This is a genomic window from Pantanalinema rosaneae CENA516 (assembly GCF_050753385.1).
Lineage (GTDB): Bacteria > Cyanobacteriota > Cyanobacteriia > Leptolyngbyales > Leptolyngbyaceae > Pantanalinema > Pantanalinema rosaneae.
Genome location: NZ_JBLZFZ010000019.1, coordinates 91389 through 117489, shown reverse-complemented (window position 1 = coordinate 117489; position 26101 = coordinate 91389). Strand labels below are relative to the sequence as shown.

Sequence of the window (26101 nt, the reverse complement as noted above, 5' to 3'; positions counted from 1 at the left end):
AGATGTGTATAAGAGACAGCCCCCTTACCTCCCCACACCTCCACACCTCCACTTCCCCAGTCCTCTACCCACTCAACTGTCCATTCTTGGCTGATTACAGGTGCGATCGCGACGGCGTTGATTGGCATTAGTTTCATTCCCACCTCGTTTGAAGTTGGCGGTTCCGTGATACTGGAAGCCAAGCAAGGTAACCGTAGACCCTTAACTACTCCGATTGCGGGAATCGTCGATTGGATTGATCCCGCCATTCAACCCGGCACTTCAGTCAAGCCAGGACAGATTATTGCCAAACTGCGTAGCCGGGAATTAGAGCAAGCGATCGCTCAAATAGAGCAAGATATTCTAATTGTTAAACAACAGCAAGAGGAGCAACTCCGCCGCCAGGTGCAAGCTGATGCTGAGGTGCAAGCCGCAATCGCTCAAGCGGCTGCCTTAGAACAACAAATTCAGCTAGCACGTCAGATGGCTCAGTCAACCGTGCCCTCGCAGCTCCAGGAGATTCAATCCCGGATTGAGACGCAGCGCCAACTACTGACCAGTGCTGAGGCGGAACTGCAACGTTATGAGAGTCTGGTACAGGAGGGAGCAATGTCCCTAATGAAACGAGATGAAGTACAACGCAATCGCGATCGCACGGCGGGTGAACTGGCGAGTTTAGAACGCAGTTTGGCCAGTACTCAACAAAAACTCACTCAAGACGCAGAGGCACTGGAGATTCAGTCAGATAAACAATCACGCTTGATTCTGGCAGAACAACAGAAAGCTGCTAGTGAGCAACAAATGATGGCACTCCGCGATCGCCTGGGAGACTTGCAAAAGCGCCTGACCCAATTGAAACAGGATCAAAATGCCTTAACTCTTCGGGCGCCGATCGGGGGCGTGATCATCACACCCGGATTTGATTTGAAATTGGGTAAAGAACTGAAAACCGATCAGGAATTATTAGCGATCGTGAATGTCAAGGAAGGTTTAACTGGACAGGTCGAAATCGCTGAACAGGACATTGGTTATGTTGAACCCGGTAAACCTGTACGGTTTCGCCTCTCTCGCGATAAACTTCGCACCTTCGATGCCACGGTAGAACGACTCATTCCAAATGTGCAAACCCATCAAACTGAGCAAAAACGTACACTTTCCGTCCTGCTCAGTGTCAAAAACCCTGACGGGCAACTGCAAAACGGCTCCTCTGGATTTGCCTACGTTTACTCCGAACAAATTCCCCTTTACGAACGAGTCCGCCGCGAAATCGTTCGCCTCTTCTCCTTTGAACGGCTATAAATTGTCATGAAAGAATTGTTTGATTACCAGGGATTCCCCACCATCGTAAAGGCAGACCAATGATAAGGATGCTGGAATGAGCTTTTGATCATCTCCTTCTGTGCTTCTGCAAGGGCATCTGCTTTAATGGGAGCAGTCCTTAACTGTGTGTAAAAGCTTTTCATCAACTCCATTGTGCTGTTATCTTCTACAAACCATAAGCTACCAATAATTGACTTCACTCCAATGCGTGAGGCTGCTCCCGCAAAGCCTAGTTCGGAGACACGATCGCCATAGGCAGTTCGACAGGCACTGAGCACCAACAATTCCAATGGCGGTTTACTCCAATCCAGACGACGAATATCACTTGGATCAATTTTTTGATTCCAAAGTTGAATCATGCCGTATCGATATTGCTCATTAAACTGACCATGCGTTGCCAGATGAGCAATCCCATAGGGCGAGATCTGGCGCGGAATCGCGAGATTATTGAATGTAAAATCCTGACGCAGAAATAATCGTCCACTCCATAAACTGGGGATGATGGCTTGAACCTCCTTTTCAGCAAATGGTAGTGGTAATTGATTTTGGTCTGGTTTAAAGCTTTCTGTACCCATTGCCAAAATATAGGTGAATTTAATTTCCACTTTGCGTGTGTCCACCAGACTGAGACTAGGCATTAATCCAGAGCTATACGTTTCTGCGAGAAATTTCTGATTGTCATCGACTAAGGCGGCGAGTGGCAGCAACCGGAGTTGGGCAGGCATCAGAAAGGATAAGTTCTGAATTTCCCGTTCTTGTAAGGCAACTTGAAGTGGTTTAACTAACCATTGATACAGTTGATTACCAAGCTGTTGATAGTCTTCCAGCAAACTAGTTTTTTCCTGGACAAATTTACGAAACTGTTCGGCACCGATTAAAATTTGATGTCGAGGCACTTGAGCTAATGGCACGTAAACCGGTTTACCTTTACTGGTCACTAAAGTCAGCGCCAAGCGATCGCAGGGTGATGGCTCATATTCCACCACATTCTTACTCCATCCCTCTGGATCATCTGGAAGTTTAACCGGTCTACATTCACAAGGCTTTGTTTTGCCCGGATTGTCGGGATCGGGAGTTTGCTCACCAGGTTCACAATCTGTCGGCGTACTGGAAGGGACGGATACGAACCCAACATAAATCAAGGCTGGTTTAATTCCTGTGCCATCCTCAACCTGCTGGAGGGTATCCTGCATCTTCTCTAACGTTAGTACAGGAGTTTCACCTCGCCGACCATCAAAGTCTTCAAACTCGCGAGTATACAGTTCTTCTAAAGGAAACAGAGTACCGCGATCGTTGAGTTCCAGCGCTTTTGTCGGTATTGCTTCAGGAACAAATGTGGAGCGGGGAGTGGTGATCAGGCGAATATTGCCACGGGTATACGGTCCCGGATAGAATTCACCCAGATTAAGCGTAAAGGCTCCAGTAGTAATCACCCCTGCTGTCCCGTTAGTGAACGGTTGATCCAGTAGATTGCTAATATTAAAGTTGACGAATCGGGCACCACCATCATGACGAATCGTGACACTGCCGCTGCCTGTGCCGCCAATCGTAGAAATGCTAGCGTTTGAGCCATTGAGCGCAGTAAAGGTTCCCGATGCCACGAAGAACCGTCCAGTTGTGATATCGACGGAGCCACCTCGTCCGTTCGGAGCTTGAGTATTAATCCAAACGACTTCGACATTTCCGGGGGGGTCGAGAATAACGTCACCGCCATTGCCGTTGGTCGCACTGGTGTTAATTTGTCCAGTTTTAATTTCAGTCGCTGCTTGCACTAAAACAGTATTGCCACTACTTCCAGATGTAGTTAAATCGGTAGCAAAAACGGCACCATTATTACTTCTGAGTTCAATTTCGCCACTGGTGGCAACGGTTGAGGTGGTGGTTAATGGAGCATTGACGGTCAACGTCTCAGTGCTAGTGAGGTAGATGCCACCGCCATTAGCGATCGTTGAGGTGCTGATTAAGGGCGCATCCACAGTGAGTCTGTTACCAACTAAGGTAATGTTGCCGCCTTTGCGAATGGTAGAACTACTATCTAACGGGGTTGCGATCGTCAATGCTCCGGGGCTGGTAATAGTGATGTCACCTCCATCAGTATTCAGCGTCATAGTGGAGGGTAGGGTGAAATTTGTAGACAAAGGAATGGTAATATTCCCACCCCCTGTGTTGATCGTTGAACCAGATGATAATCCTGCCAAAGTCAACAATGGTTGTGAACTAATAATACTGGCTCCATTTGTCAGCACATTGCTTGGTAACTGAACTGCACCAGGTGTATTTAAGATTAACGCACCTGAACTGTTACCTGTTTCGGATCCCAACGTTACTTGACCGTTAAGCGTAATATTACTCCCAGTCAGTGTGATCGCTCCACCTGCACTACTAGTAGAAACTGAGGAGATTGAATCTGCTGCGATAAAACTATTGCTCGTTATTATAATATCCGCACCATTACCCGTGCTTGAACTACTATTTAATTGCCCAGTTGAGATCTGATTTGGGGCTGAAATTGTGATAGTGCCTCCACCGGTAACGCCTGATGAGTTTATTCCTGCTGTAGTGATGCTTCCGTTAATACTGGCAAGGGTAACATTCCCCCCCTTTGTTAAATCAGATGAAGAGTTTAGGATGTTAGAAATCTCTAGGTTTCTATCACTAAAAATTGTAATATCAGCACCATTAGTATTAACTGCACCCGAAAGTGCTACTGATTCACTCGCATTTATGTTTAATGGCTTACCTGGCTTTCTAGATACAGAAGAAATCATACTAATTGAATCATTGACCCTAACATTAGGTGCAACTAGTGTCACACCTCCAGCAGCATTAAAGTTGGAGTCAGTAGTAATTTGATTAATATTAATTTGAGATGCAGCTTGTACAGATATATCACCTCCTTCACTTTGATTACCTGAAGGTGATGCAAGATTTTGAACATTTACAGAGCCTGTTTTACTAATAAGAGCTATCGTTGCATTTGAACCACCTAATATAGTTCCAGGAATCTCAATATCTGTATTCGCAGTAATCCTAATGTCTCCTGCATTTCCAGTGCCACCCGGTGCAGTATTGATAATAAAAAAGGATGGATTCGTACTGTTAAATATAACCTTTCCAGAGTTGCTATTGATTGTTACATTCCCACTATTTCCTGGAGCAAGAAATCCAGGTGTTCCTCCTGCAAAGCTTTGGATACAGAAACTAGAATCTGTACAGTTAATGCTGATATCCTTATTAGCTAAAAGAGTAATATCCGCACTTGTCAAGCCTCCCCAGGAAGCTAGATTACCTGTTACGGTTATTCCTTCACCTGCTGATAAAGAAATAGCACCACCTCCGGAATTTCCCGGATTGATTGGGTCTATAACAGAAATTGACCGGATTGCTCCTGTTGTAATCTGACCTCCAGCTCGAAGTGTAATCGGGCTAGCTGGTCCATTAAATTGATCTGCGTTTAAGTCACCAACTTGAAGATTCCCACCAACCGTAATTTCGATCGGACCACCAGGCGGTGCCCCAATCAGGTCAGGATTAATTGAACCAGCTATTAGATCTCCAGTGGCCGACAAAATAACACTTCCTGTGCCTCCAAATACCGGTATCGTTGGTCTTGCATTAATCGTCCCAACCTGAATGCTTCCAGGAGGTAATCCTGAATTGATTGGAATAAAATTTGTTCCATCTGTTGGAACTGCCAGTTGAGGAATATTAACGGGGTTTGATAGTGTTGTTAACCCTGCTCTTAAAATTAGGGATCGACCACTAGAAAGGGTCACTATATCAGGATCAAGCCCAACTAATGTGATGTCGGGAGCAGTAATTGTAATATTGCCCCCAACAATACTTCCGGTGGCTTCAACTTTTAGTGATGCTCCAATATAGTTACCAAATTGAACATCTCCATTAGCGCTAATAATAGGATCGTATAAACTAACAAGATTACCTGGTTTCCCTGATAAGGCTAGAATAGAGAATTGTCTGCCACTAGCAAAATGTGTATCACCGGAAATATTGCCATTACTAACTAAACTGAGATTTCCATTAGCTTGAAAAGGAGTTTCTTGCTGTAGATAGTTTAATGCCAGAATATCAATTCCCTGATTGCCTTGAATATATAAATTACCGCCTGAATGTGCAGTGAATGGAGTTGTTACGCTATCACGGATTAAAACAGTATCCTTAGCTAAAAGGTTCAAATCCCCTGTGGTATTTAGCCGGCTCTCTACTAAAGATAAATTGTGTGCTGCTGATAGCGTTGCCGTACTAGCCAGGATATTCTGAGCAATCACATCACCCGCATTAATTGGGATGTGTGAGCTAGTCAGTTCTATCTGTCCAGCATGATTGATTGTTAAGCCACTGGCATTATTTAAGTTGCCACCTGTGAGGAGTTGGGGTAGATCAATGGGTGATGGGGCAATGGGAAATGCGGTTGTTGAGGCAATGGGGGCAAATTCGAGGTTGAGCAAACGTCCGGTTTGACGGATACGGAGAAGATTTTCGCCAGGAACAGCCACGATCGCAATTTGCCCGTCCGGTGCAGTCAGTGTTCCGGTACTAATGACAGTACCACCTAATAAAGATAATGTTTGACCGGAACTAACGGCTAAATCACCGGCATTAATAATCGCACCAGGCTGAGGTGTACTAAAAGCAAAGCTACTCGGAATACCAACGAGATTAGCATAGTCGTTGGAGCCAACGGCATGAAACCATTGATTACCGAACCCGATTCCATTAGCGGTTGTAGCGTAGAATGAGGCAGGGACATTGAGGCTAGCTGTTGACCCAAACACAATTCCCGCCGGATTCATCAGGAATAAATTGGCATTGCCTCCAGATATCTGAATCCTGCCATTGATGATGGATGCTTCACCGCCAATGACTCGACCCAGAATATTTTGCAGATTGGGATGAGAAAGAAAGTTGGCAACCTGGCTTTCACTCAATCCAAATCTTTCAAAACTATGGAAAAGATTTGCCCCATCCCGCGAAAGTTGCCCTCCCGTAATGTTGATTTGATTCCCCAGGGGTGTTGTAATGGTGCCTGTGCCATCAGGGGCGGTCGTAATGGATTGAGCGATCGCCAGTTGATGCAGACTTCCTGCAAGCCACAGAAAAAGCACGATCGGGAGCAGATTGCTCTGGTGCTTACCCATAATTAGATCCTGAACGAAAAATCCAGGAAAATTGTAGCAAGCTCAAGGCATTGCAGAGAGCAGGTTTTTGTATAGTCTTCTATATTTTTGTGGGAACTCCTAAAGTTTAGGACAGCTTTGTAACAAACTCGTTTTTGGTTGTTGGGCAACAATTCCTAAATTGACAGATTGCATTAAATCGACAAACCAACGTTGTGCTTGATTGCGATCGCTGTGACAAAGTTCTCCAGCTATAGTGGTTAACGTTTCATGCCACAGCCCAGCTTGAGCATAGGCTTGAACCTTTTGTTGTGCAGTTTTTGCTGGTTGCAATGGATTAGATGCCTGGTCTGAATCAACTCGCTCTATCCATCCACTTACACTATCATTTGCAGAGGGATCACTAGGGACACATTGAACGGAAAGTACCCATTGATATCTCTGGTTGGATGCTAAAGGCGTGTCTTGAAGCGGCACTGATAATAAACCGGGCTGAGAAGCAATTTGCACACTTTGGCGGCTAACTCTTCTCAAACTTCCATTGACTTGTTGACGGATTTCAAAATTAGCGGTCAGATTACCATTGGGTTGGTAAGGGGTGTAAAACCAAAACGTCGGTAGCGCGGCGCTAGTTAAGCTTAGAACCTGATCTGAATTCGGTTGTGATTCACGAATAGTTTTAGATAAATGGGGAGCCAGGGCAATTAGTGGTGTATCAGTTTTACCACAGAGATTATCTCCAGGGTTACGAGTGCCTCGCCCAAGTATATTTCCAGGTACGGAGCCATCTGCTTGGGGGAGTTGTTTGAATACTAAGCTATTGCCGGAAGTTGGAGTAGTGGCATAACTAGACTGGCTAACGAATGTCATTAGTGCTGGAAGAAGCATCAAAATTGAACGAATCTGCATGGATTTGAACCTATGATATTTTATGCGAAGGATCAGATTGGCGCAGCGATCGAGATCCGAGTTTGGGGCGACATTGATAGATAGCCACACCTAAACTGGAACCACCTAACGAAATAAGCGTTGGAACTAAAGGAATCCAGCCTGCCCATTGAATCGCCATTAAACAACAGAGATACACCAAAATTGCGGCAACGCTGGTTAAGCTAGCGATCGTCGCAGTCCGGTTGATTTGTCCGATCGTGCCATAACGAGCAATCATCCCACCTAAGATGCCCCAAAATAGTAGCCAAACTCCATCCAGCCAGGTTGGTAACCACCAGATCAAAGGACGTTGATCCAGGGCGGCGGCCAAAATTTGGCTAGTTGCTTGAGCCTGAATATAAACTCCGGGAGTGCCGTCTTGAGAGGACTCCCAGGGACGGTAAGGGGTTAACCAAAAATCAGTATCAATTCGTCCTACGAGAATGATTTTGTCTTTGATTTTTGCAGGATCTACTTTCTCTTCTAAAATTGCTTTAAGGCTAACAGTTTCAGCAATATCGGTTAGTTTCTCGTAGGGACGATAGTTAATTAAAACTTGGTCAAATTCCTGATCCACCCATTGATTGTTCTGGTATCCACCTGTGTGTTTACCCAATCGCTTAAAAATAGTTTGGTTTAGCTTTAAAAATCCTTCAGATGTTTTTGTGGGATGGATTCCTTGTACTCCTAAAAAATGTAGGGCAAGCTGAAGTCCAAATGATTTAGATGCTTGACAAGGAGATGAAGAAAGTTGTCCTGATAATAGATGTAATCGAGTCACTTTGTCTTTATCTTGGGGAACATCATTGAACCCAATTCGGTTGAGTGCAATTTCTGGCGGTGCTGCCACGCTTCCTTCATAGCGCCCTTGAAACTGGCAAATGCCAACGATCGCGGGTTGTGTATGACTAGCTAACCGCTGTTTTAAAGCTGGATAGCCGGAAGTAACGGGTTGATCCCGCAAAATGTCAAAGCCAATGACTCTAGGGTGATATTTCTCTAAGGCAGTCAGTAGCTTTTGCAGAGTGTCGTCTGACAATGAACCTTTCCCGGCTTCACGATGGCGTAGTTGTTCATTCACATCAGATGCAGTCACCCCAATCACCAGTAACCGAGGATCAGCCCCTTCAATCGATCGCTGCTGCATCAAGTGATCAAACGCTTTTAACTCTAGCGGCTCCAGGCTACCTTGTAACCGAATTCCCAAAACGGCACAGGTCACTGTCATGCTAATCATCAAGACGGTTTTGAGCTTAGGTGATCGCTGCGACCGAGTGGGTTGCAGTAGAATCGGCTGTGTTGGTGGGTCAGTCGCAACCGGAGGTGATGGAATGAGCGATCGCCAGCTTAAGGAGGGACTAACTGGGCTTTGATACACCAGTGGTAGCCAACTGGCACAGGGATATTTGTCATCCAGGGCGGCATGGAGTTTTTCGCGGGCATCACGGACAGCAAGATGGAGGGATCGCCCGGAGTGAGCAAAGCTTTCTAAGAAATAGTGGAGGAATTTTTGAGCCGCTTCATCAGGAATTGGTTCGCGCATGACAAGCGCGGCTGGTAATTGTAAATCCGCCAAACGATGAGCCAGTCCCAGACCATCGCAGGAGTTGAAGATGGCGAGTTGCAGACCATTGGCGATCGCTCGTTGCAAAGCATAGCACAGGTCATCGATCGTCAGATAAATATCTGGGTTTAGATAGAACCGACCCTCATTGAATTGGCTGGAACTATGTCCAGCAAAAAACAGGATATCCCAGGACTGTTGCCATAAATCATGACATAGCTGTTCCCGTTGCACCTGAGTGGGCATGTAAATTTCAGCATCGGGCACTAACTCAGTTAGTACCGTTAAGTCAGTTTGAATATCAATATTGGTACTGTCACCCAGTAATACTAAAATTCTGACTTGCGACTTAGAACGCTGTGGCTGAATCTCTGGCTTAGCAAATGTGGCTAGACTAAAAGTGACATCAACATTGGGATGGTCGTGCAATAAATCCCATAAATGCCAGGGCAACTGCCATAGTTCCAATTGCTCGGTCTGGATCAGCAGCCGAACCTCCTCCCCTTGAGAAATTACCTTTAACAGTTGGTCACGGATCGGTTGAAATGGGCCACTACCATTGAGCCATTGATTCATCTCCTGCACCCAGTCTTTTGCAATAGCCACTAGGCTAAAGCGTTGACGAGTTACTTGGATTTTGGGAGCTTTGAGTTGGCGAAAACCACCCTGTACCCCACGACTGCGGTAGCTAAATTGCCAGGTTTGCCATAGTTCGAGCAGTGCCGTGGCAGCGGGTAAATTACCATCAAGTTCCAGGGTGGCAGCTTCTCCCTCATTGCCCAGACGCAGGGTGACGGGAAAGCCACTGTCAAAACTGCCCTGCCCGAATTTTAGGACTGCTAACTTACCCATAAGTTGACCATAACACCCTGATTCTGCCCAACTAAATCACCAATGCTGCACATCAGATCTCAAATGCTTCTCTGAATGTTGCCTCGTTGAGTTGCAAACTGATACTAAAGCGATCACCTGGAGTGCCGTGGAAAACCAGTTGCACCCAATCGTCGTCACCCAATGTTTGCTCCTCTAAAAAAGGATGCCCAAATTCATCCAAAACGCTCAACTGCAAGTGGGCTGGCAGTGGTTGGTTAACACCGGGATAGAGGCGTAGATGGACTTCGGTGTCACCGTCTACATCAGGGGTCAGCGTTACGACCAGTAAGACCCGCTGTTGCTCCAACTGCATCCCCAATTCCAGCACTCTAGCCCGCTGCACCCCCGCCTGACCATGATTGGGCTGGATCTTCCCCAACGTGACGGCAGCCTGACGACGTAATTCATCATCCTGAGTTGTGCTGATCACTTCAACCAACAGTGCGATCGTGTTAGCATCTCCTTCCGCAATGCAACCGAGTAATCCCAGAATTTGTAAGCGAGTCCAGCGATCTCGGTTGGTATGAAACAACTCAATCAATGCTGGAATGGTATTAGGTAACGTTGTAATCGTAGAACGATAGGCTAACGCTGGAGTTGGCTGTCCTAATAGTCCTGAGGCCTCCTCCACTAGCTGTTCTACTGTTTTCCAGGTATTCGTTGTTACCTGTTGAAACCATAGTTGTAAATTGACCCGTTGCTTGCTCTCTTCTAGATATTCCAGCAAGGTCGAAAGAGGTTCTAAGTCCTGCAACAAAATTGTTTCACTATGCCAACGTTGCACAAAGCCTAGGAGGGTTGCCTGTCGCAGATCAGCATCCAGTTCTACAGCAACACATCCGATGCGATCGATCCTCGTAGGCATAACCAGGGAAATTACTGTTGCACCCGGCAAGATCGGACGACATTCCAGTCTACCCACTCCCTGAATCATCAAATCTGCTGCATCGCTCAGACCAATTTGCAATGTATCCTGGCTGGTGCTAGCCGCTAAATCCGTGTTAACGCCCAAGCATTCCAGATATTGATGGACGGCATAGACGGCAAGTGTATTAAGATACACCTGCTTTCCCTTACGGGAACTGAGTTGTTGACGCCGCAACTGCTCGGCCTGCTGATGAGCATCAATGCTCAGAGGCATGGAAAACGGAAGTAAGGGTGCGGAACACATAAGGATCATCCTTAGGATATGGGAATGAACAACTATGGGGGCATGGTCGAAATTAATTCAGACAATAGGCTCGAATGATAGGAGTAAATTGCTTCAATCGGCGCTGGTAGAAGCTGACTAGGGAAGTGTAGGGCACTTGCAGTTGATCAGCGATTTCTTTGAACGAGTAGCCTTCAACATGGTGGAGCAGGGCAATTTGTTGAAAATTGACCGATGGGTAGCTGGGTATACAGGCCTGCTTAAAGCGATCGCCCTCATCCTCACTCAAACATTGTTGAATCAGTTCGGATGGCAGTGGCTTTTCTCTGGGAACGGGAATTTCTTCAATCTCACTTTTAGTTGTATCCTCATCTAAATCTGCTAAAGACAGACGTTGAAAGTTTTGCTCGCGATTGGTAAAGCGTTGAATGGCCTCTCGGATAAAGCGCCGTTCCAACAGCATATTCATCCAACCAACAACCGAGGCTTTTTGGGCATCATAAGCACCAATATTGCGGAGTGTATACTCTAGTAATTGCAAGATAGCCTCATCATAAATATCTTCATAGGTTCCAGGAATCTTGTCCTTGGGGGGGCGATATAGTCGTCCTGAGCCATACACTTCATGCCATAACTGCATCAGCAGAGTTTGACCTCTAGCTGTACCAAAGTGCTGTTGAGCCTCCTTAGCTAAGTGTTTCAATCGCTGATCAAAATCCTCCATACCAAACTCCGGGGGAAAAGGTTGATGCCCACGCTAATCATTACCATCCCTGGCTTTCCTGAAATGATTTCGCATTCCAGCCAGTGCTACTATTCATGATTGTGCCCTTGTTCCCTCATCAGAGATTCAGATGTTGGGTCAGGATCAGCAGTTTTTATGAAAGCTGATATGTAAAGGAGTGCACTGACAAGTAAAACGATTTCCATAACTTCGTTATTTGCTTAGCTAACTTGAATAGCTGCTCCTGAAGTGGCAGCTATTGTTTTCTCGGGAAACACCAGGAGGATTTTACGCATTGGTTCGTATTGGGTGTATGCGGTATTGGGGAAAGTCTGATCAAGATCACGAGATTGGCAAGGGTATACCTAATGGTTGGGGGAGTAGAGAGTGAGTAGTCTGCAAACAAGAAGTTGGTGGTATTTTAGGCTCGTGTATCTGGTTAAACAGCTAAACTAAATTCATGACGGTTAATCAATAGTCCAATGATGACTGAGGTAGTCCCTCAGAATTATCCAACCGATTGGGTTCACCTCATCAGGGGATGAAGTGTGACTAAATTGCTGTAACTAGAATAGAGTTGTCAGCATTGGCTCTACCTTGACGATCGCTCCGTTATGCCATTGGATAGGGATGGCTTTATACCTCCTGAGCAGGGATCGGAAGGTTGTCAAACAAGGATATTAAATGCCAAGCGCGGATCGGGTAAAAAAGGAAATCCATGCTGTTCTCAAGGTGATCCAGTCCACCTCGTTTGAAGACTGTTTACCCCTAGAAAGAGGGTATAAAAATTTAACGTTTCAGGCTGGTATCTATGCCCTTAAATCAGTTGATGGTGAGGTTTTATATATCGGCAAGGCATCTGCATTCCGCACCCGGTTTCAGAATGGGCATCAAACCTTGAACCAATTGTTCTTAGATGGATTTGACCCCAAATCGATTCGGGTCGTCACAGTATCAACAACGGCTCGGTACGTGGACTATTTGCTAACGATCGAGAAGGGGCTGATTTTTGCTTTGCAGCCAAGGTATAACAGATATATCCCCGTCAGTGAGGTCGCAGCAATGCAACAACTCCAAACCCCCACTAGTGGACACTTGACAGAAGTGTTGAAGTACCTACCTGGTGCTGTTGTTGAGGCATTAGAGGATCATGCAGATGCCTATGGGCTCACCGATGTTCAGGTTTTGGAACTGGCGATCGCGCAATTTTTGGATTTGAACGCAGTGAGTTTTGGGGAAATCGAGAAATTTAAGGGGGTTGGCGCTTTGAAGGAAGAAAACGCCATCCTAAAAGCCAAGCTGAAGTCACTGGGTGAACCGAGCGCAGACGCTTAATCTCAACCGCTCAACCTTAACGACCTGATTTAAAGGCAGGCTTGTAAAGCCTGATTTTTTGTAGAACCACGAAATATCAGGGTGAAAATGAAGGGTTTACCAAGCTTAGGAGTAGAATAGCGGCTGAAATGTAGCGATCGGAGAATATCGTTGTGAAGGGAATCCGGCAAGGATTAGTTGCAGCCGTGTTACCTGCATTGACTTTTCTAGTTGCAGCTTCTGCCCTGGCTGAACCCAAACTAACCACGGTTCCCGATGGGCTAACAGTTTCAGGCACCCGTGGGTTCGATGAAGTCCGAACGGTAATCCTGAAACCTTCAGCAACAACCCAAAATTGGAAACTGACATCAGTAGATCTGCCCCGTAAGGATGGGGTTGCCATTTTCCCGGCAGCCTTGGTTCAACCTGATCCGACACAGGGAGCACAAATTCCAGCCAGCGATTTAGTTTCAATCCCTGTCCGCTTTCAACTCAGTCATGCACCAGCTAGCGGACAATTTAGTGGCGTATTGCTGGTACGCTACGACGGTGGAGACACGACAGTTCCTGTGACGTTGACTGTAAAAGACCCACCCTGGATCCCCATTTTATTAATTGTTTTAGGCGTTGTTGTCGGGTTAGCACTCTCTACTTACCAGGCAGAAGGGCTCGATCGCGACGAAATCACTGTCCAGATCGAACGGTTACGGGTGCAGATGCAAGCAAACGAGAAATTCAACGCAGCATTCTCGCCCGAGAATAATCCTTTCCTAAATCAGGTAAACGGTCTACTGGTCAAAGTTGCTACTGCGCTGGAAGGCAAGAAATGGGAGGAGGCGCGATCGCTGGCTAACAGTGCCCGTGCTGGCTGGGATAAGTGGCAAGTAAATGAAGCCGAATGGCTACGCTTGCTCAAGTATAAGCAAGATGAACTGAACTCTCGATTCGATCAAGATCAAGGACTACCGTCTGAGATTCCCTATGGCAAAGCAGTCAAGCACAGTTTGGATGATGCGGTACTCCAGATGCCAGAGTACGATAGCCCAAAACAGTTTGCTGAGAAATTACAGACCATCGGACAGCAAATCGATCGCTACCTCCAGGGTCAACAGCAGATCGATCGATTGAGTTTGCTGAGAAATCGGATGGATAAACTTTCAGGAATTTCAGATGTTAAGAAAACCGTCTGGGGTGAGGGGTTGGTGGCATTACAGACTCAATTGGGGTATTTGCTGCCGACGGATGATGAGAGATTTGCTGCCTGGATGCAGGAAATTGATGCAACGCTGAAGGAGATGAATCAAGCTATAGAACAGGCAGAGACTACAGAAGGATCAGAAAGAGGATTGATGATTGTAACGCGAGATGTTGGGATCATCAATCATCAATATGAACGTGTCTTGGACAGTCCTTTTATTAGTTCCCGAAAACCAGGAGAAAAACTGGAACGGGCAGAAACCCGCCTCAACTGGAACCGTCAAGCTCTGAAGTGGATTGCCATTACCTCGCTGGCAGGCGTTGGGTTCAACCAGCTTTATGTCTCCAATTCCACCTTTGGTGCTAACTGGTTTGGAGATTACTTTATGCTGCTGGCTTGGGGATTTGGAGCTGAGGTCAGCCGCGAGTCAGTGACTAAAGTTCTACAACGCTTTCGCTTGCCAGGAACGCAATAAGCCAGGAAGATGCGGAATAACGTTTGGAGCGCGGGAATACTGACTAAGATGAGTTAATTTATTCTTTAATGGGCAAGTATGACAGAAACTGGGATCGATAACCCGGAGCCTGCTAGATCTTCCCGCGATCGCTGGGCACTCCTGGTTGGCATTAACACCTACATTGACCCCCATTTTTCTCCGCTTAAATTTTGTGTCAATGATGTTCAGGTACTGGAGCAAACACTGAGCCAGCTGGGGTATACCGTTGTCTGTTTGCATGATCAACAAACGGATCAGGCTGATCTACCAACCCGTGACAATGTTGAGGATGCGCTAGTCCGTCTCTGTCAAACGGTTCGAGAGGATGATCTGCTGTTTGTCCACTTCGCCTGTCACGGCAAATTGGTCGATCGCACACCATTCCTTATCACTCAGGATACTCGCTATCACCTCCTTGCTAAACGAGCCTTGTCAGTTGCGGAAGTTGAAGACTACATGCGGAACAGTCAGGCTAAGCAACTGGTCCTGTCTCTCGACGCTTGCCATACAGGTGTTGAAGTTGGACGAGATGTGACCGATCCAGAATTTCTGCACAACGTGTATGACCTGGCTACAGGGTTTGCGTTGATTGCGGCTAGCACCTCCCAGCAAAAAGCCCAGGAATGGCAGGAAAAACAGCATGGTGTTTATACCTACTACCTCATGGAAGGATTGCGGGGAGCCGCCGATCGCTCCAATAAAGCTCTTGTGACAGTACGAGATGTGCAAGAGTATGTGACCGATCGTTTGCGGCACTGGGCGATCCAGTCCGGTGGGCTGATTCAGGAACCAACCGTTCGCTTGGACGGGATCGGTGACATGATCCTGGCGGATTATCGCAAAACACCTATTAATCTAGATCGATCGACTTTACCGGAACACTCCCAGAGTTCCTCCAGGACAACCAGGGATAGTTCAGGATCTCCAGACCCAACTCCAATGCCATCAAACCAACCCAGACTTAAATCTCCAAAAGAATTGCAGCGAGAGCAATTAGAACGAGATTATACTCTCAAGGTCAAGATATATGAGACTGTGTCCCATGAAGCGTTGTATAACCTTAATCCAGCCTATGAAACGTCAACTATTTTGGCCGCTCCGCGCTAATTATTTTGGCCGGTTTTGCTGTGAGGTCGCAGATCGCTCTTTGGCGGCCTGCTGACGAAAACTTTCGGCTTGGATTTCCAGGATGAGCGCATGGTGGACGAGGCGATCGACGGCAGCGACAGTCATGGTTGGATCCATAAAGATGTCGTCCCAGGCACTGAAGGGATGATTGGCTGTAATCATGAGGCTTTTGAGTTCATAGCGGTGGGCAATCAATTCAAACAGAACCGAGGTCTCGGTTTCTGACTTTTTGACGTAGCTAAGATCATCGAGGATGAGTAGGTCAAACTTATCCAGCTTTAGCAGCGCAGACTGAAGCTGGAGATTGGCCTTAGCTGCTTGCAGCAATTGCACCAGAGTGGTGGCAGAGAGGAATTTGACCGTTGCTCCTAACTCGATTAGGCAGCGTCCAACGGCGGCAGCGAGATGGGTTTTGCCGACGCCAGAAGGACCAAACAGCAGGAGGTTGTCGCCGCGTTTGAGCCAGCTTTTGTCCTGACTCAACTGCGTGACGGTGGGCTGATGGACACCCGGACACCGGCTGAAGTCAAAATTGGAAAAGGCTTTGGCAGGCGGCAGGTGGGCATCTTTGAGGGCGCGTTGGACTCGAGCTTGGTAGCGTTGCGTCGCTTCGACCTCACACAGTGCCAGTAGAAACTGGGCATGGGTCCACCCCTGTTGGAGGGCTTGACGCTCCAGTTCCTGCCACTGTTGTTTCATGTAGGGCAGTTTGAGGGATTTGAGCAGCAGGCTGAGGGTTTCCATCGCTGTCGTGGCCGTAGGTGGTATGGGCATAGAGCAACTGGTCGTAATGGGTGAGGTCATGCTGTTGGGTTTGTAGAGTGGGTGGGGACGGCACGTCTACCAAATGAAATTGCTGTTGTAGCCCCACTAGACTGAGGGCGTTGGCATTTAGTTGAGCCTCCAAATACTGAGCAACCGCGTGTTCCTTGTCCTGCTTGGCCGCAATATAGAGGGCCTCGCACATCAGGCGAGCCGCCGTATAGGAGTCAAATTGGTGCTCAATCTGCCGCCATAATTGGCGGTAATGGTCGTTGGGCAAGAGGTCCTGTTGCCAGACCCAATAGAGGAATGCCCCCGGTTTGAGGCGCAAGCTGTCGATAACATGGCGGTAATTGACGCAATGCAATCGTTGTCGAGGATTGTCAGCCGGGGCGTAAAGCCGAGGCAGTTCAACGACCTGCTGACGACCGAAGAACCCCACAATCCGGTCATGGTGCAGATGCAGCGTCAGAGTACAGCCCACTAAGCGGGAGGGAACCGAGTAACTCATCCGTCGCACCCGGATGGTACTGTAGGTACTCACCTTCACGCTCAGCACTTCGTAGTCCGGATAACGATAGGTGGGTAGGGGCTGAAGATAGGGCACTTCCTCTTCAAAACGGGTTTGGCATCCCTGGTTCAGTCGAATAATCACCTGTTCAATGAATTGCTGGTAAGCGGCAACCGATGGAAAGTCAAAGGACTCCCGCAATAGTAGGGCTTGATGCAGGCGATTTTTGAAGTGCCCGTGAGGACTCTCTATCGACCCATTCTCATGGGCTATGCCACGATTGTTCCGACTCGGACGCAGGTTGTAATGATGGCATAAGCGGTCGTACATCTGCGTCATGTCTATATCGGTACGCAAACCTAGATTCCGGTAAGCCGCACTCAGGCTATCGGTACGGTGCTCTTTGGGGCAGCCTCCACAGGCTTTCAAGGCATTTTGCAAACCCTCCGAGAGCGCTACAAAACTCTCCCCGCCCTGCACCACCTGGACATACTGCCAACCGCTGTACGCTAGACGGTAGTGGTAGAGCAAATGCTCAAACGGCTTACCCGCAATCGTAATTTGTTCCTGCTTGAAGTGGGTGAAGTCGGATAAGCCCATCTCTCCGGGTGGGTGTTCGATAGCAAACATCACAACCTTGGGTGGACCTGCCGTGACTCGCCAGTTTTGCACCCGCCTTTGTAAGGTGCGCATAACGGACTTGCTGTAACGTCCGGGGTACGTGTCTTGCAGATACTCGAATAGTGTTATCGCTTGCAGTTTGGGTTGGTGTTCCAGCATCGGTACCAATTCACTTTCCCAAACTTCAGCCAACGGGTCACGGCGGGTGCGCCAGTCATGCGGACGCCCTCGTTGCGATTGCAACTCGCCCTGTTCTATCCGTCTACCACTGCGTACAGACACGCCAGCTTTTGCTGCCGCAGTTGTCTGCGTGCAGCCGTTCTCTTTGGCGCTCATGTATAGTTGAACCTGTTGATAATTAATTCGTTTTCCAGACACTGGGCAGTCATTTAATTGGCGTTAATTGACGTTGCCTAGTGTCTTTTTTTGATCCAGTAAAACTGTGTCAGAAGGCACACTTCGCTCACCTGAACGGCTGTCTGGAACCGGCCAAGTTAATTGTCGCGATGCGGCCAGGTTAATTGTCGCTCAACACCAGCCAGTCAAGTGATCTTAAGACAACAGGCAGACCAGTTATATCAGGAGTTAGTAGCGATCGAAACTGAGTTAAAAGCCCTCGAAGCGTAAAGCCAGCCCTCACTTTCAGGTTAAATTTTGATGTCTGCTCACCTCCATCAATCCCCCCAAAAACTCAGAGAAAAGCAACTAACGGAAGATTATGCTCTCCTGTCTGCTCAACATATAGCTGTTAGCCAAAAGAGGCGTTCCAGTCTCAATCCTGCTGACCAAGTTGTACTCCAACAACAAGAACAAGATTTATTTCAGCAGCTACAGCAAGTTGATACAGAGTTAGAAGCCTTAAAGCGGGAGTCTATGGATAATAATCAACGAGTCGGAATTTTAAAGCAAAATTTGCCCTTACTGGACTTCAACTCAGCTAAGAAAAAATTTGAGCAATTAATTTGCGAGTTTGATGTTGATGAGCAGGGGGGTTCAGCCGTTTTTCTGATTCAAAAAAGTCAGGCAATGTTAGGAGAGATCTGCCTTCAGGGAATTCAAGACACCATTCGAGTTAAACCAGGAGAAACACTTAAACCCTATCGCCTTGAATTCTTTCCTGGAGTAACCTGGGATGAAAAAGAGATTTTGCGGGCATTAGGGAAACAACTAGGGAAATTCGAGGAAGTGACAGATATAGATCGATATGCTCAAGAAATCCGCAAGATATTAATTGGCGCACTACGAGGGTATACAACACTTTTCATTGAGCTACATGGCTGGGACATTCTGACGGAACAACAGCAGAAAAGGCTACTTCACTGGTTTTTAGAAGACTTCTGGAAGCACCTGGTTGCAGAACGAGATCGAATAGCAGAGGACTACGATAATGTTCGGTGTATTGCTGCGATCGTTGTGGCTGGAGAACTAGAACCAGATTTACAGCAATTGCCCTACTTCCAATGTACTAGTGAAAATTGGCAAGGTGAGATCAAAATCATTGAGTTACCTCTGGAGAATTGGACAACAAAAGATATTGAAGAATGGTTAAAAAAATGTCCAAAGTTGAGTAAGAAGGATAGTAAGGCAATGGCTGAACGCATCTATCGCATTACCAAAGGCTTACCCATCGCTGCCCGTGACCGATTGGAAAAAGAATTACAAATTTACTGTCCTATTGCAAGTTAGCTGCAAAACCTATGAGTAACACAACTCAAAAGTACACATTCGAGGGCAATCCAAACCGCCGACCGAAAAAGCCGCACCCCGATTCACCGGATAAGTATGAACCTTATATCGCTTCAGATGAGCTAAAACAGGCGATTAATTTAGCAATCTATTTACGTCGCCCATTGCTGCTAGAGGGAGAGGCGGGTTGCGGTAAAACTCGCTTGGCATCTGCGGTTGCCTATGAACTAGGGCTACCCCTTTATCGTTGGGATGTGCGATCGACCAGTAAAGCACAGGAAGGTCTGTACGAGTATGATGCCATCCTACGGCTGCATGATGTTGAGATGTCTAAACTGGGCAACCAGATCGATCGCGATCCTAGCAATGCTGAAAAATATATTACCTATGGGGCTTTGGGCAAAGCGTTTCAGCTCAAGCAATGCCCAGCCGTTGTGCTGATTGATGAAGTCGATAAAGCTGATATAGATTTCCCAAATGATTTGCTTGGGGTTTTAGAGGAATCGCGCCAGGGTGAAGCACCTTACTTCGCCGTGCGAGAAACGGGCAAGAAAATTCAGGCTACCCACCACCCGATCGTGTTCATTACTAGTAACAAGGAGAAAGGCAACCTTCCTATGCCATTTCTGCGTCGTTGCATTTATTATTTCCTGGAATTTCCCTCTAAATCGGAGGATTTAGAGCAAATTGTGGCAGCGCATTATGCAGCTCGTAACGAATCTTCACCTTCAAACGATCTAACCAAGACTGCGATCAAGCGATTTCTGAAAGTTCGTGAATCTGGTCTAATCAAAAAACCGGGAACCAGCGAGTTTTTGGACTGGTTGCGGGTACTCGCTAATTCTGCAAAACCAGAAGATCTGAAAAAATTGGCAGAGGATTCAGGACTACCATTTCGTGAGTTACTAGTGAAGCTTCAGATTGACTGGCGTAAGGTTGGGAAACCCCATGAGTCAGTTTGACCCCAACCCCCTGACGGCACAACTGTTTGCCCAATTACGAGATCGTGGGTTCAAGTTGGGTATTGGGGAATACTTGGCGGCAGTGAAAGCCATTGAAGCGGGAGGATTTGGTCAGCATCGGGAGCAACTACGCCAAACCTTGCGGTTGTTGTGGTGTCATAGTGGAGCCGAACAGGCTGAATTTGATCTAATCTGGCAATCTTTAGCCCAAGCTGAAACCCCACCCATAAGCGTCAATCAGCCAGATCAGCAAGCAGCAGAGGGGACAGAACAGGAGTCCAAGGAAATGGACTTGCTTCAGTTCGCGCCAGCACAGCAGAGAATCGAGAGCCCTCAAATTATCCAAACAGCGCCGCCCCAAATGGCTCCACTTCCGGTGCGGGCACCATTGTCGTTGATAGAATCGGGCAATTTACCCGACTTCCAAACCTACTATCCGCTGTCTCGACGATCGATGGTTTATAACTGGCGATACTTACGTCGTCCAGTTCCTAATGGACCCAGAGACGTGTTGGACATTCCTGAAACCGTGAACCAGGTTACCCAACAGGGGTACTTCCTAGCTCCAGCCTACCGCAGGCGGGAACAAAACGAAGCCAGACTTCTGTTACTGATTGATCAGAATGGTTCGATGATGCCTTTCCATCGGTTTACCCGAGATCTGGTCGAAACAGTGTTAACGGATAGTGCGCTCCAGGAAGACCATATTGCTGTCTTCTATTTTCAAAATGTCCCGCGTGAGTATGTGTACCGAGATGCGTATTTAACGTTGCCAATCTCTATTAAAGAAGTACTAGGAGGATGTGATCAGGATACGAGTGTCTTAATCGTCAGTGATGCGGGGGCTGCGAGAGGGCATCGTCAGTTAGAGCGCATTCGAGCTACGACAGAATTCTTATTTCAGTTCCGCCAGCATACGAGTTTAATTGCCTGGTTAAACCCGATGCCAGAACACCGTTGGGTGGGTAGTTCTGCTGAAATCCTAGAAAAACTGGTGCCCATGCAACAAATGGATCAGGATGGATTCAGTCAGGCGATCGCCATTATTCGAGGGCAGTCCCTTCACCATTACCAATTTCCATTTTTATGACTTCAGCAATTCCCAATGACCAGCGGCAGATGCTGGCGGCACAGGCGGTAGAGCAATTTACCTATCGCTTTGGGTCACCTCATCGGTTGTTGGCATACCATGCGGCATTGCCATTAGTCTTAACACCAGAATTGATCAATTATCTTCGCACCTATTTTCTGCATGGTCAGGTAGCATGGGAAGCAGAAGTCGATCTACTCTTGTCTGATCTGTGCCGTCCTGTAGGCTACGAACTATATGTGATGAATACAGATGTGCGGGCATATCTATTACAGCAAATGGAGCAGGATGAGTGTCTGGGTAAGTCCCGTATGCAAAAGGTCGCTCGGCTCTTGATTAGTTATGTGCGCTACCTGTTTCAGGCAAATCCTTATGTACGGGAGCAGGAATTACAGGTACAGCAATGGGCAGCGATGGTATTTTTAGAAGATCAGCGAGAGGAAGCTGTCCGTCAGATTGCTGAAGCCTTCCACAGGGCGATCGCACCTCAGCAGACAGATCAAGCCAATCCTCTAATCAATGCCGCCGAAATGGCAAGATTAGCCCAACTCACAAAAGAGCTTGCTCCCCAGTTACAGAGCTATCCAGATTTAGTTCGCTATGCCGAGCTAGTTGGACAACTGTTAAAAGCCCCCGATCGCCTTCCAGATCCTACCGCCGTCTATCAAACTTATCAGGTTGGCGATCGAACCTTACCCGATTTGTCTGGTTTGTTGCGATCGCATCCTTCAGATGACCAAGTTTCGGCAGGCGATCGAGACTTAGAAACTTACAAAGATATCGCCGATACCTTAGGGATTACGCTGCAAACTTTTGAGTTTGAGATAGCAGAAATTTTGGCAGAGGAAGAGCAGCAATCCAGCCAGATTTCAGAGCAGTTACAAACTTTCACATTTACAACAGTTACAGTAAATGCTCAGGGTAAAGAGACTAGTAGGGAGCAATATCAGGCATCTTACTTTGCTGAAGATTTGGGGCAGGGGGTAACGCTAGAAATGGTGGCGATTCCGGGCGGGGAGTTTCTTATGGGATCACCAGAGGGAGATGGTTCTGATAGGGAGAAACCTCAACATCGCGTCAGCGTCCAACCGTTTTTTATGGGCAAGTATCCGGTGACACAAGCCCAATGGCGCGTGGTAGCAGCGTTACCGCAGGTTAACCGAAACCTCAAACCTGATCCATCAAACTTCAAAGGGGATGATCGCCCTGTTGAACGGATCTCTTGGCATGAAGCGGTGGAATTCTGCGATCGGCTCTCTCGCTCTACTGGGCGAGCTTATCGATTACCATCGGAAGCAGAATGGGAGTATGCCTGTCGAGCCGGAACCACTACACCGTTCCATTTTGGTCAAACGATCTCAACAGACTTAGCGAATTACGATGGTAACTACACTTACGGAGATGGGAAGAAAGGCGTTTATCGTGAAGAAACCACTCCCGTAGGCAATTTCAAAGTTGCGAATGCCTTTGGACTGTATGACATGCATGGCAATGTTTGGGAATGGTGTGCGGATCATTGGCATGACAATTATAAGAATGCCCCAGACGATGGCAGCGCTTGGATCGAGGGAGGTGATTCAGACGGACGTGTGGTGCGCGGCGGTTCCTGGCTCGCCTTTCCTGGGAAGTGCCGCTCTGCTGTTCGGGGCAGGAGCAATTCCGGCGATCAGTACAGCAGTACTGGTTTTCGGGTTGTGTGTTCTGCCTCCAGGACTCTTTCCTAGCCCTTTACTCTCTTGCCCTTTTGCTCTTTACCCTTCTTTCCTTTACTCTCCTCTCTGGCGCGTAGCGCCTCGAAATTTTTTTGCCCATCAATCCCATCTATTTGCCATTCAGAAACTTCGTCGCAACTCTTGTTTGTAACCTCGGCAGCTAGAAGGCATAACCATCAGGTATAAGTTTATAATCGCACATTACCTATTTTACTCCCCAAGCATCCGACCATCATGCAAGAACTTCCCATCATCCAGAAAACCTATGACCTGATCCGATGGTATGTCCCCATTCTGAATCGTCTGCCCCGTGACCACAAATTCCTGCTGGGCGATCGCATTACAACTGGGCTATACGACATGCTAGAAGAATTGATCCAGGCGCGTTATGCTCAGGACAAATTAACTCGGTTGCAAGCACTCAATAGCAAATTAGACATTCTGCGTCACCAGACCCGCTTACTACTCGACTTTAATTTGATGCAAGCAGAACGCTACGATTATGTTGGGCAACTGATTAATGCGATCGGGACAGATTTGGGCAGCTGGATCAAACAGCAAAAACGCACATCCCCGTTGTAATGTTGTGTCTCGCTGCTTCAATCTTCCATCCATGAGACTAGCCAAGAAAGTATGAAACGGCAGGGTTATCTTTGGGAACAGATTACCGGGTTTGAAAATATCTTGACGGCAGCGCGGCTGGCACAGAAAGGGAAACGATTTCGGCAGAATGTGCTGGAATTTAACTATAACCTGGAGCAGGAATTACATCAGCTTCAGGAGGAACTGCGCTCCAAAACCTATCAACCTGGCGACTACCGTACCTTCAAGATCTTTGAACCCAAGCCTCGCCTGATCTCTGCGGCACCCTACCGCGATCGTGTGGTTCACCACGCCCTTTGCAATATCATTGTGCCTATCTTTGAACAGACTTTTATTGCCGATTCCTACGCCAATCGCTTAGGATTTGGTACCCATCGAGCCTTACGCCGCTTCACCCAGTTTGCTCGTTCCTCACGCTATGTCTTGCAGTGCGACATCCGCAAATATTTTCCTAGTCTAGATCATGAAATTCTCAAACAGCTAATCCGGCGCAAAATTAAATGTCCTGATACTCTCTGGCTTATTGAAACAATCATCGATCGCAGTAATGAACAGGAACCAGCGATTGCCTATTTCCCGGGTGATGATCTCCCACAGCCCTTCTCAAATGAATGCACCACACCTGTCAATTCGGTCAGCCCCCTAAATTCCCCAATTCTAGGGGACTTTGGCTCCTGTTCCTCCCAGAATTGGGGGGTTAGGGGGGCAAAAACTGCTGTAACTCCTGCCTTACGCCGCCGAGGACTACCAATCGGTAATTTGACCAGCCAATTCTTTGCCAACATCTACCTGAATGGCTTTGATCATTTCGTTAAAGAACAACTTCGGGTAAACCGCTATCTCAGATATGTCGATGATTTTGCCCTATTTTCAGATGAGCGATCGTTTCTGGTTGAAGCCCGATCAGCCATTGAAGATTACCTAACTGGGTTGCGTCTCATCATTCATCCGATTAAAAGTCAGCTATTTGAAACCCGGATTGGGGCAAATTTCGTCGGTTTTCGAGTCCTTCCCGATCGTATCCGGGTGCGATCGGATAACCTACGCCGAGCCAGGTATCGCATTAGACAGTTGCGAACAGGGGTTGCGGCTGGAAATATTGATGGGCTACGAGTTACCCAATCGCTCCAAAGTTGGGAAGCCCATCTAAAACACGGGGATACCTGGAGATTACGGCAACAGATTTTTTCCGATTTAGCCGAGGGGTCAGCAACAGTTCAGCCACGACCAAACGATCGAGGACAGGAGAGATGACCAAACTGATCATTCAACGGCAACGACGGCAGGCTCAATCCTTCGCTGAAGATTTGGGCAATGGCATTAGTCTGGATATGGTACTGATTCCAGGCGGTCATTTTATGATGGGTGCGCCAACAGAGGAAGCAGAAAGTAGTTATGATGAACGTCCTCCACATCCTGTGACTGTACCTCTATTTTTTATGGGTAAATATCCCGTCACTCAAGCTCAATGGCGAGTGGTAGCAGCATTACCGCAGATCAACCAAAAACTCGAACCTGATCCATCAAACTTCAAAGGAGATAACCGACCCGTTGAGCAAATATCGTGGGATGAGGCAGTCGAGTTCTGCGATCGGTTCTCTCAATTCACCCAGCGTTCCTACCGCTTACCCAGCGAAGCAGAATGGGAATATGCCTGTCGGGCGGGCACTACCACCCCATTCCATTTTGGTCAAACGATCTCAACAGACTTAGCGAATTACGATGGTAACTACACTTACGGAGATGGGAAGAAAGGCGTTTATCGTGAAGAAACCACTCCCGTAGGCAATTTCAAAGTTGCGAATGCCTTTGGACTGTATGACATGCATGGCAATGTTTGGGAATGGTGTGCGGATCACTGGCATGACAATTATAAGAATGCCCCAGACGATGGCAGCGCTTGGATCGAGGGAGGTGATTCAGCTTGGCGTGTGGTGCGCGGCGGTTCCTGGGTCCACTTTCCTGGGAATTGCCGCTCTGCTCATCGGGACAGGGACTCTTCCGTCCTTCAGCTCAACAATACTGGTTTTCGGGTTGTGTGTTCTGCCTCCAGGACTCTTTCGTAGCCCTTTACTCTTTTTGCCCTTTTGCCCTTTACCCTTCTTTCCTTTACTCTCCTCTCTGGCGCGTAGCGCCTCGAAATTTATTTTTTGATTCTATAGGCAGCATTTTTTTACATTCAACTGTCCCGATCTAGAGTATCCTATCGAGCGGGGTAGGCAGCATAGCGACGGCGCGGCGGTTCCTGGATCAACAATCCTGAAAATTGCCGCTCTGCTAATCGGAACAGGAACAATTCCGACAATCAGAACAACAATACTGGTTTTCGGGTTGTGTGTT

At 47.4% G+C, this 26101-nt stretch carries 18 protein-coding genes and 1 pseudogene; 12 read left to right on the top strand and 7 right to left on the bottom strand.

The features are described from left to right. Nucleotides 1-165 precede the first annotated feature (165 nt). The gene (locus ACN4EK_RS13490; RefSeq protein ID WP_431658425.1) at nucleotides 166-1278 is read left to right on the top strand and encodes an HlyD family secretion protein; all 1113 of its coding nucleotides are present in this window, start codon (nucleotides 166-168) and stop codon (nucleotides 1276-1278) included. A gap of 23 nt (nucleotides 1279-1301) precedes the next feature. Here the strand turns inward: ACN4EK_RS13490 and ACN4EK_RS13485 are convergent, their stop codons facing one another. The 5 genes from ACN4EK_RS13485 to ACN4EK_RS13465 all read right to left on the bottom strand — a co-directional run bounded on the left by ACN4EK_RS13485 (nucleotide 1302) and on the right by ACN4EK_RS13465 (nucleotide 11678). Next, nucleotides 1302-6458, bottom strand: a complete 5157-nt coding sequence (locus tag ACN4EK_RS13485; RefSeq protein ID WP_431658424.1) for a CHAT domain-containing protein — start codon at nucleotides 6456-6458, stop codon at nucleotides 1302-1304. Nucleotides 6459-6557: 99 nt separating this feature from the next. After that, the gene (locus ACN4EK_RS13480) at nucleotides 6558-7307 is read right to left on the bottom strand and encodes a DUF928 domain-containing protein (protein ID WP_431658423.1); all 750 of its coding nucleotides are present in this window, start codon (nucleotides 7305-7307) and stop codon (nucleotides 6558-6560) included. A 49-nt stretch (nucleotides 7308-7356) separates the two neighbouring features. After that, nucleotides 7357-9783: a CHASE2 domain-containing protein gene (locus ACN4EK_RS13475; protein ID WP_431658422.1), complete on the bottom strand. Its 2427-nt coding sequence runs from the start codon at nucleotides 9781-9783 to the stop codon at nucleotides 7357-7359. Nucleotides 9784-9835: 52 nt separating this feature from the next. Continuing rightward, nucleotides 9836-10945 carry a DUF1822 family protein gene (locus ACN4EK_RS13470; RefSeq protein WP_431658421.1) on the bottom strand — a complete coding sequence of 370 codons (1110 nt, stop codon included), beginning with the start codon at nucleotides 10943-10945 and terminating at the stop codon, nucleotides 9836-9838. 82 nt (nucleotides 10946-11027) lie between these two features. Further along, on the bottom strand, nucleotides 11028-11678 hold the full coding sequence (locus ACN4EK_RS13465; protein WP_431658420.1) for a sigma-70 RNA polymerase sigma factor region 4 domain-containing protein: 651 nt from the start codon (nucleotides 11676-11678) through the stop codon (nucleotides 11028-11030). A gap of 684 nt (nucleotides 11679-12362) precedes the next feature. On the opposite strand from ACN4EK_RS13465, the gene ACN4EK_RS13460 reads away from it, so the two are divergent. The 3 genes from ACN4EK_RS13460 (at nucleotide 12363) to ACN4EK_RS13450 (ending at nucleotide 15793) form a co-directional block, all read left to right on the top strand. After that, nucleotides 12363-13013 (top strand): GIY-YIG nuclease family protein, encoded by a 651-nt coding sequence (locus ACN4EK_RS13460; protein ID WP_431658419.1) that lies wholly within the window; start codon nucleotides 12363-12365, stop codon nucleotides 13011-13013. A gap of 152 nt (nucleotides 13014-13165) precedes the next feature. Next, a complete protein-coding gene (locus tag ACN4EK_RS13455) occupies nucleotides 13166-14665 on the top strand; it encodes a hypothetical protein (protein WP_431658417.1) in 1500 nt (499 codons plus the stop codon). Nucleotides 14666-14743: 78 nt separating this feature from the next. Then, complete coding sequence (locus tag ACN4EK_RS13450) at nucleotides 14744-15793, top strand: caspase family protein (protein ID WP_431658416.1); 1050 nt, start codon at nucleotides 14744-14746, stop codon at nucleotides 15791-15793. On the opposite strand, the gene istB is transcribed toward ACN4EK_RS13450, so the two are convergent. Together istB and istA are read right to left on the bottom strand one after the other, a co-directional pair. After that, nucleotides 15794-16513 (bottom strand): IS21-like element helper ATPase IstB, encoded by a 720-nt coding sequence (gene istB / locus ACN4EK_RS13445; protein ID WP_431655901.1) that lies wholly within the window; start codon nucleotides 16511-16513, stop codon nucleotides 15794-15796. It abuts the gene before it with no gap. Beyond that, complete coding sequence (gene istA / locus ACN4EK_RS13440) at nucleotides 16431-18044, bottom strand: IS21 family transposase (protein WP_431655899.1); 1614 nt, start codon at nucleotides 18042-18044, stop codon at nucleotides 16431-16433. The genes istB and istA overlap by 83 nt, the downstream gene beginning before the upstream one ends. Before the next feature lie 321 nt (nucleotides 18045-18365). On the opposite strand from istA, the pseudogene ACN4EK_RS13435 reads away from it, so the two are divergent. The 8 genes and pseudogenes from ACN4EK_RS13435 to ACN4EK_RS13400 form a co-directional block, all read left to right on the top strand. After that, nucleotides 18366-18557 (top strand): annotated as a pseudogene (locus tag ACN4EK_RS13435) (hypothetical protein); the annotation flags it as partial. A gap of 24 nt (nucleotides 18558-18581) precedes the next feature. Further along, a complete protein-coding gene (locus tag ACN4EK_RS13430) occupies nucleotides 18582-19394 on the top strand; it encodes a hypothetical protein (RefSeq protein ID WP_431658428.1) in 813 nt (270 codons plus the stop codon). An 11-nt stretch (nucleotides 19395-19405) separates the two neighbouring features. Next, a complete protein-coding gene (locus ACN4EK_RS13425; RefSeq protein ID WP_431658414.1) occupies nucleotides 19406-20356 on the top strand; it encodes an AAA family ATPase in 951 nt (316 codons plus the stop codon). Beyond that, entirely contained in the window at nucleotides 20343-21446 is a 1104-nt protein-coding gene (locus ACN4EK_RS13420; protein WP_431658413.1) for a VWA containing CoxE family protein, read from the top strand. Before ACN4EK_RS13425 ends, ACN4EK_RS13420 begins: the two co-directional genes overlap by 14 nt. Continuing rightward, on the top strand, nucleotides 21443-23170 hold the full coding sequence (locus ACN4EK_RS13415) for a formylglycine-generating enzyme family protein (protein WP_431658412.1): 1728 nt from the start codon (nucleotides 21443-21445) through the stop codon (nucleotides 23168-23170). The genes ACN4EK_RS13420 and ACN4EK_RS13415 overlap by 4 nt, the downstream gene beginning before the upstream one ends. Before the next feature lie 222 nt (nucleotides 23171-23392). Further along, nucleotides 23393-23740: a diversity-generating retroelement protein Avd gene (gene avd / locus ACN4EK_RS13410; protein WP_431658411.1), complete on the top strand. Its 348-nt coding sequence runs from the start codon at nucleotides 23393-23395 to the stop codon at nucleotides 23738-23740. A 51-nt stretch (nucleotides 23741-23791) separates the two neighbouring features. Next, complete coding sequence (locus tag ACN4EK_RS13405) at nucleotides 23792-25015, top strand: reverse transcriptase domain-containing protein (protein ID WP_431658410.1); 1224 nt, start codon at nucleotides 23792-23794, stop codon at nucleotides 25013-25015. Beyond that, the gene (locus ACN4EK_RS13400) at nucleotides 25012-25827 is read left to right on the top strand and encodes a formylglycine-generating enzyme family protein (protein WP_431658409.1); all 816 of its coding nucleotides are present in this window, start codon (nucleotides 25012-25014) and stop codon (nucleotides 25825-25827) included. The genes ACN4EK_RS13405 and ACN4EK_RS13400 overlap by 4 nt, the downstream gene beginning before the upstream one ends. Nucleotides 25828-26101: the final 274 nt, after the last annotated feature.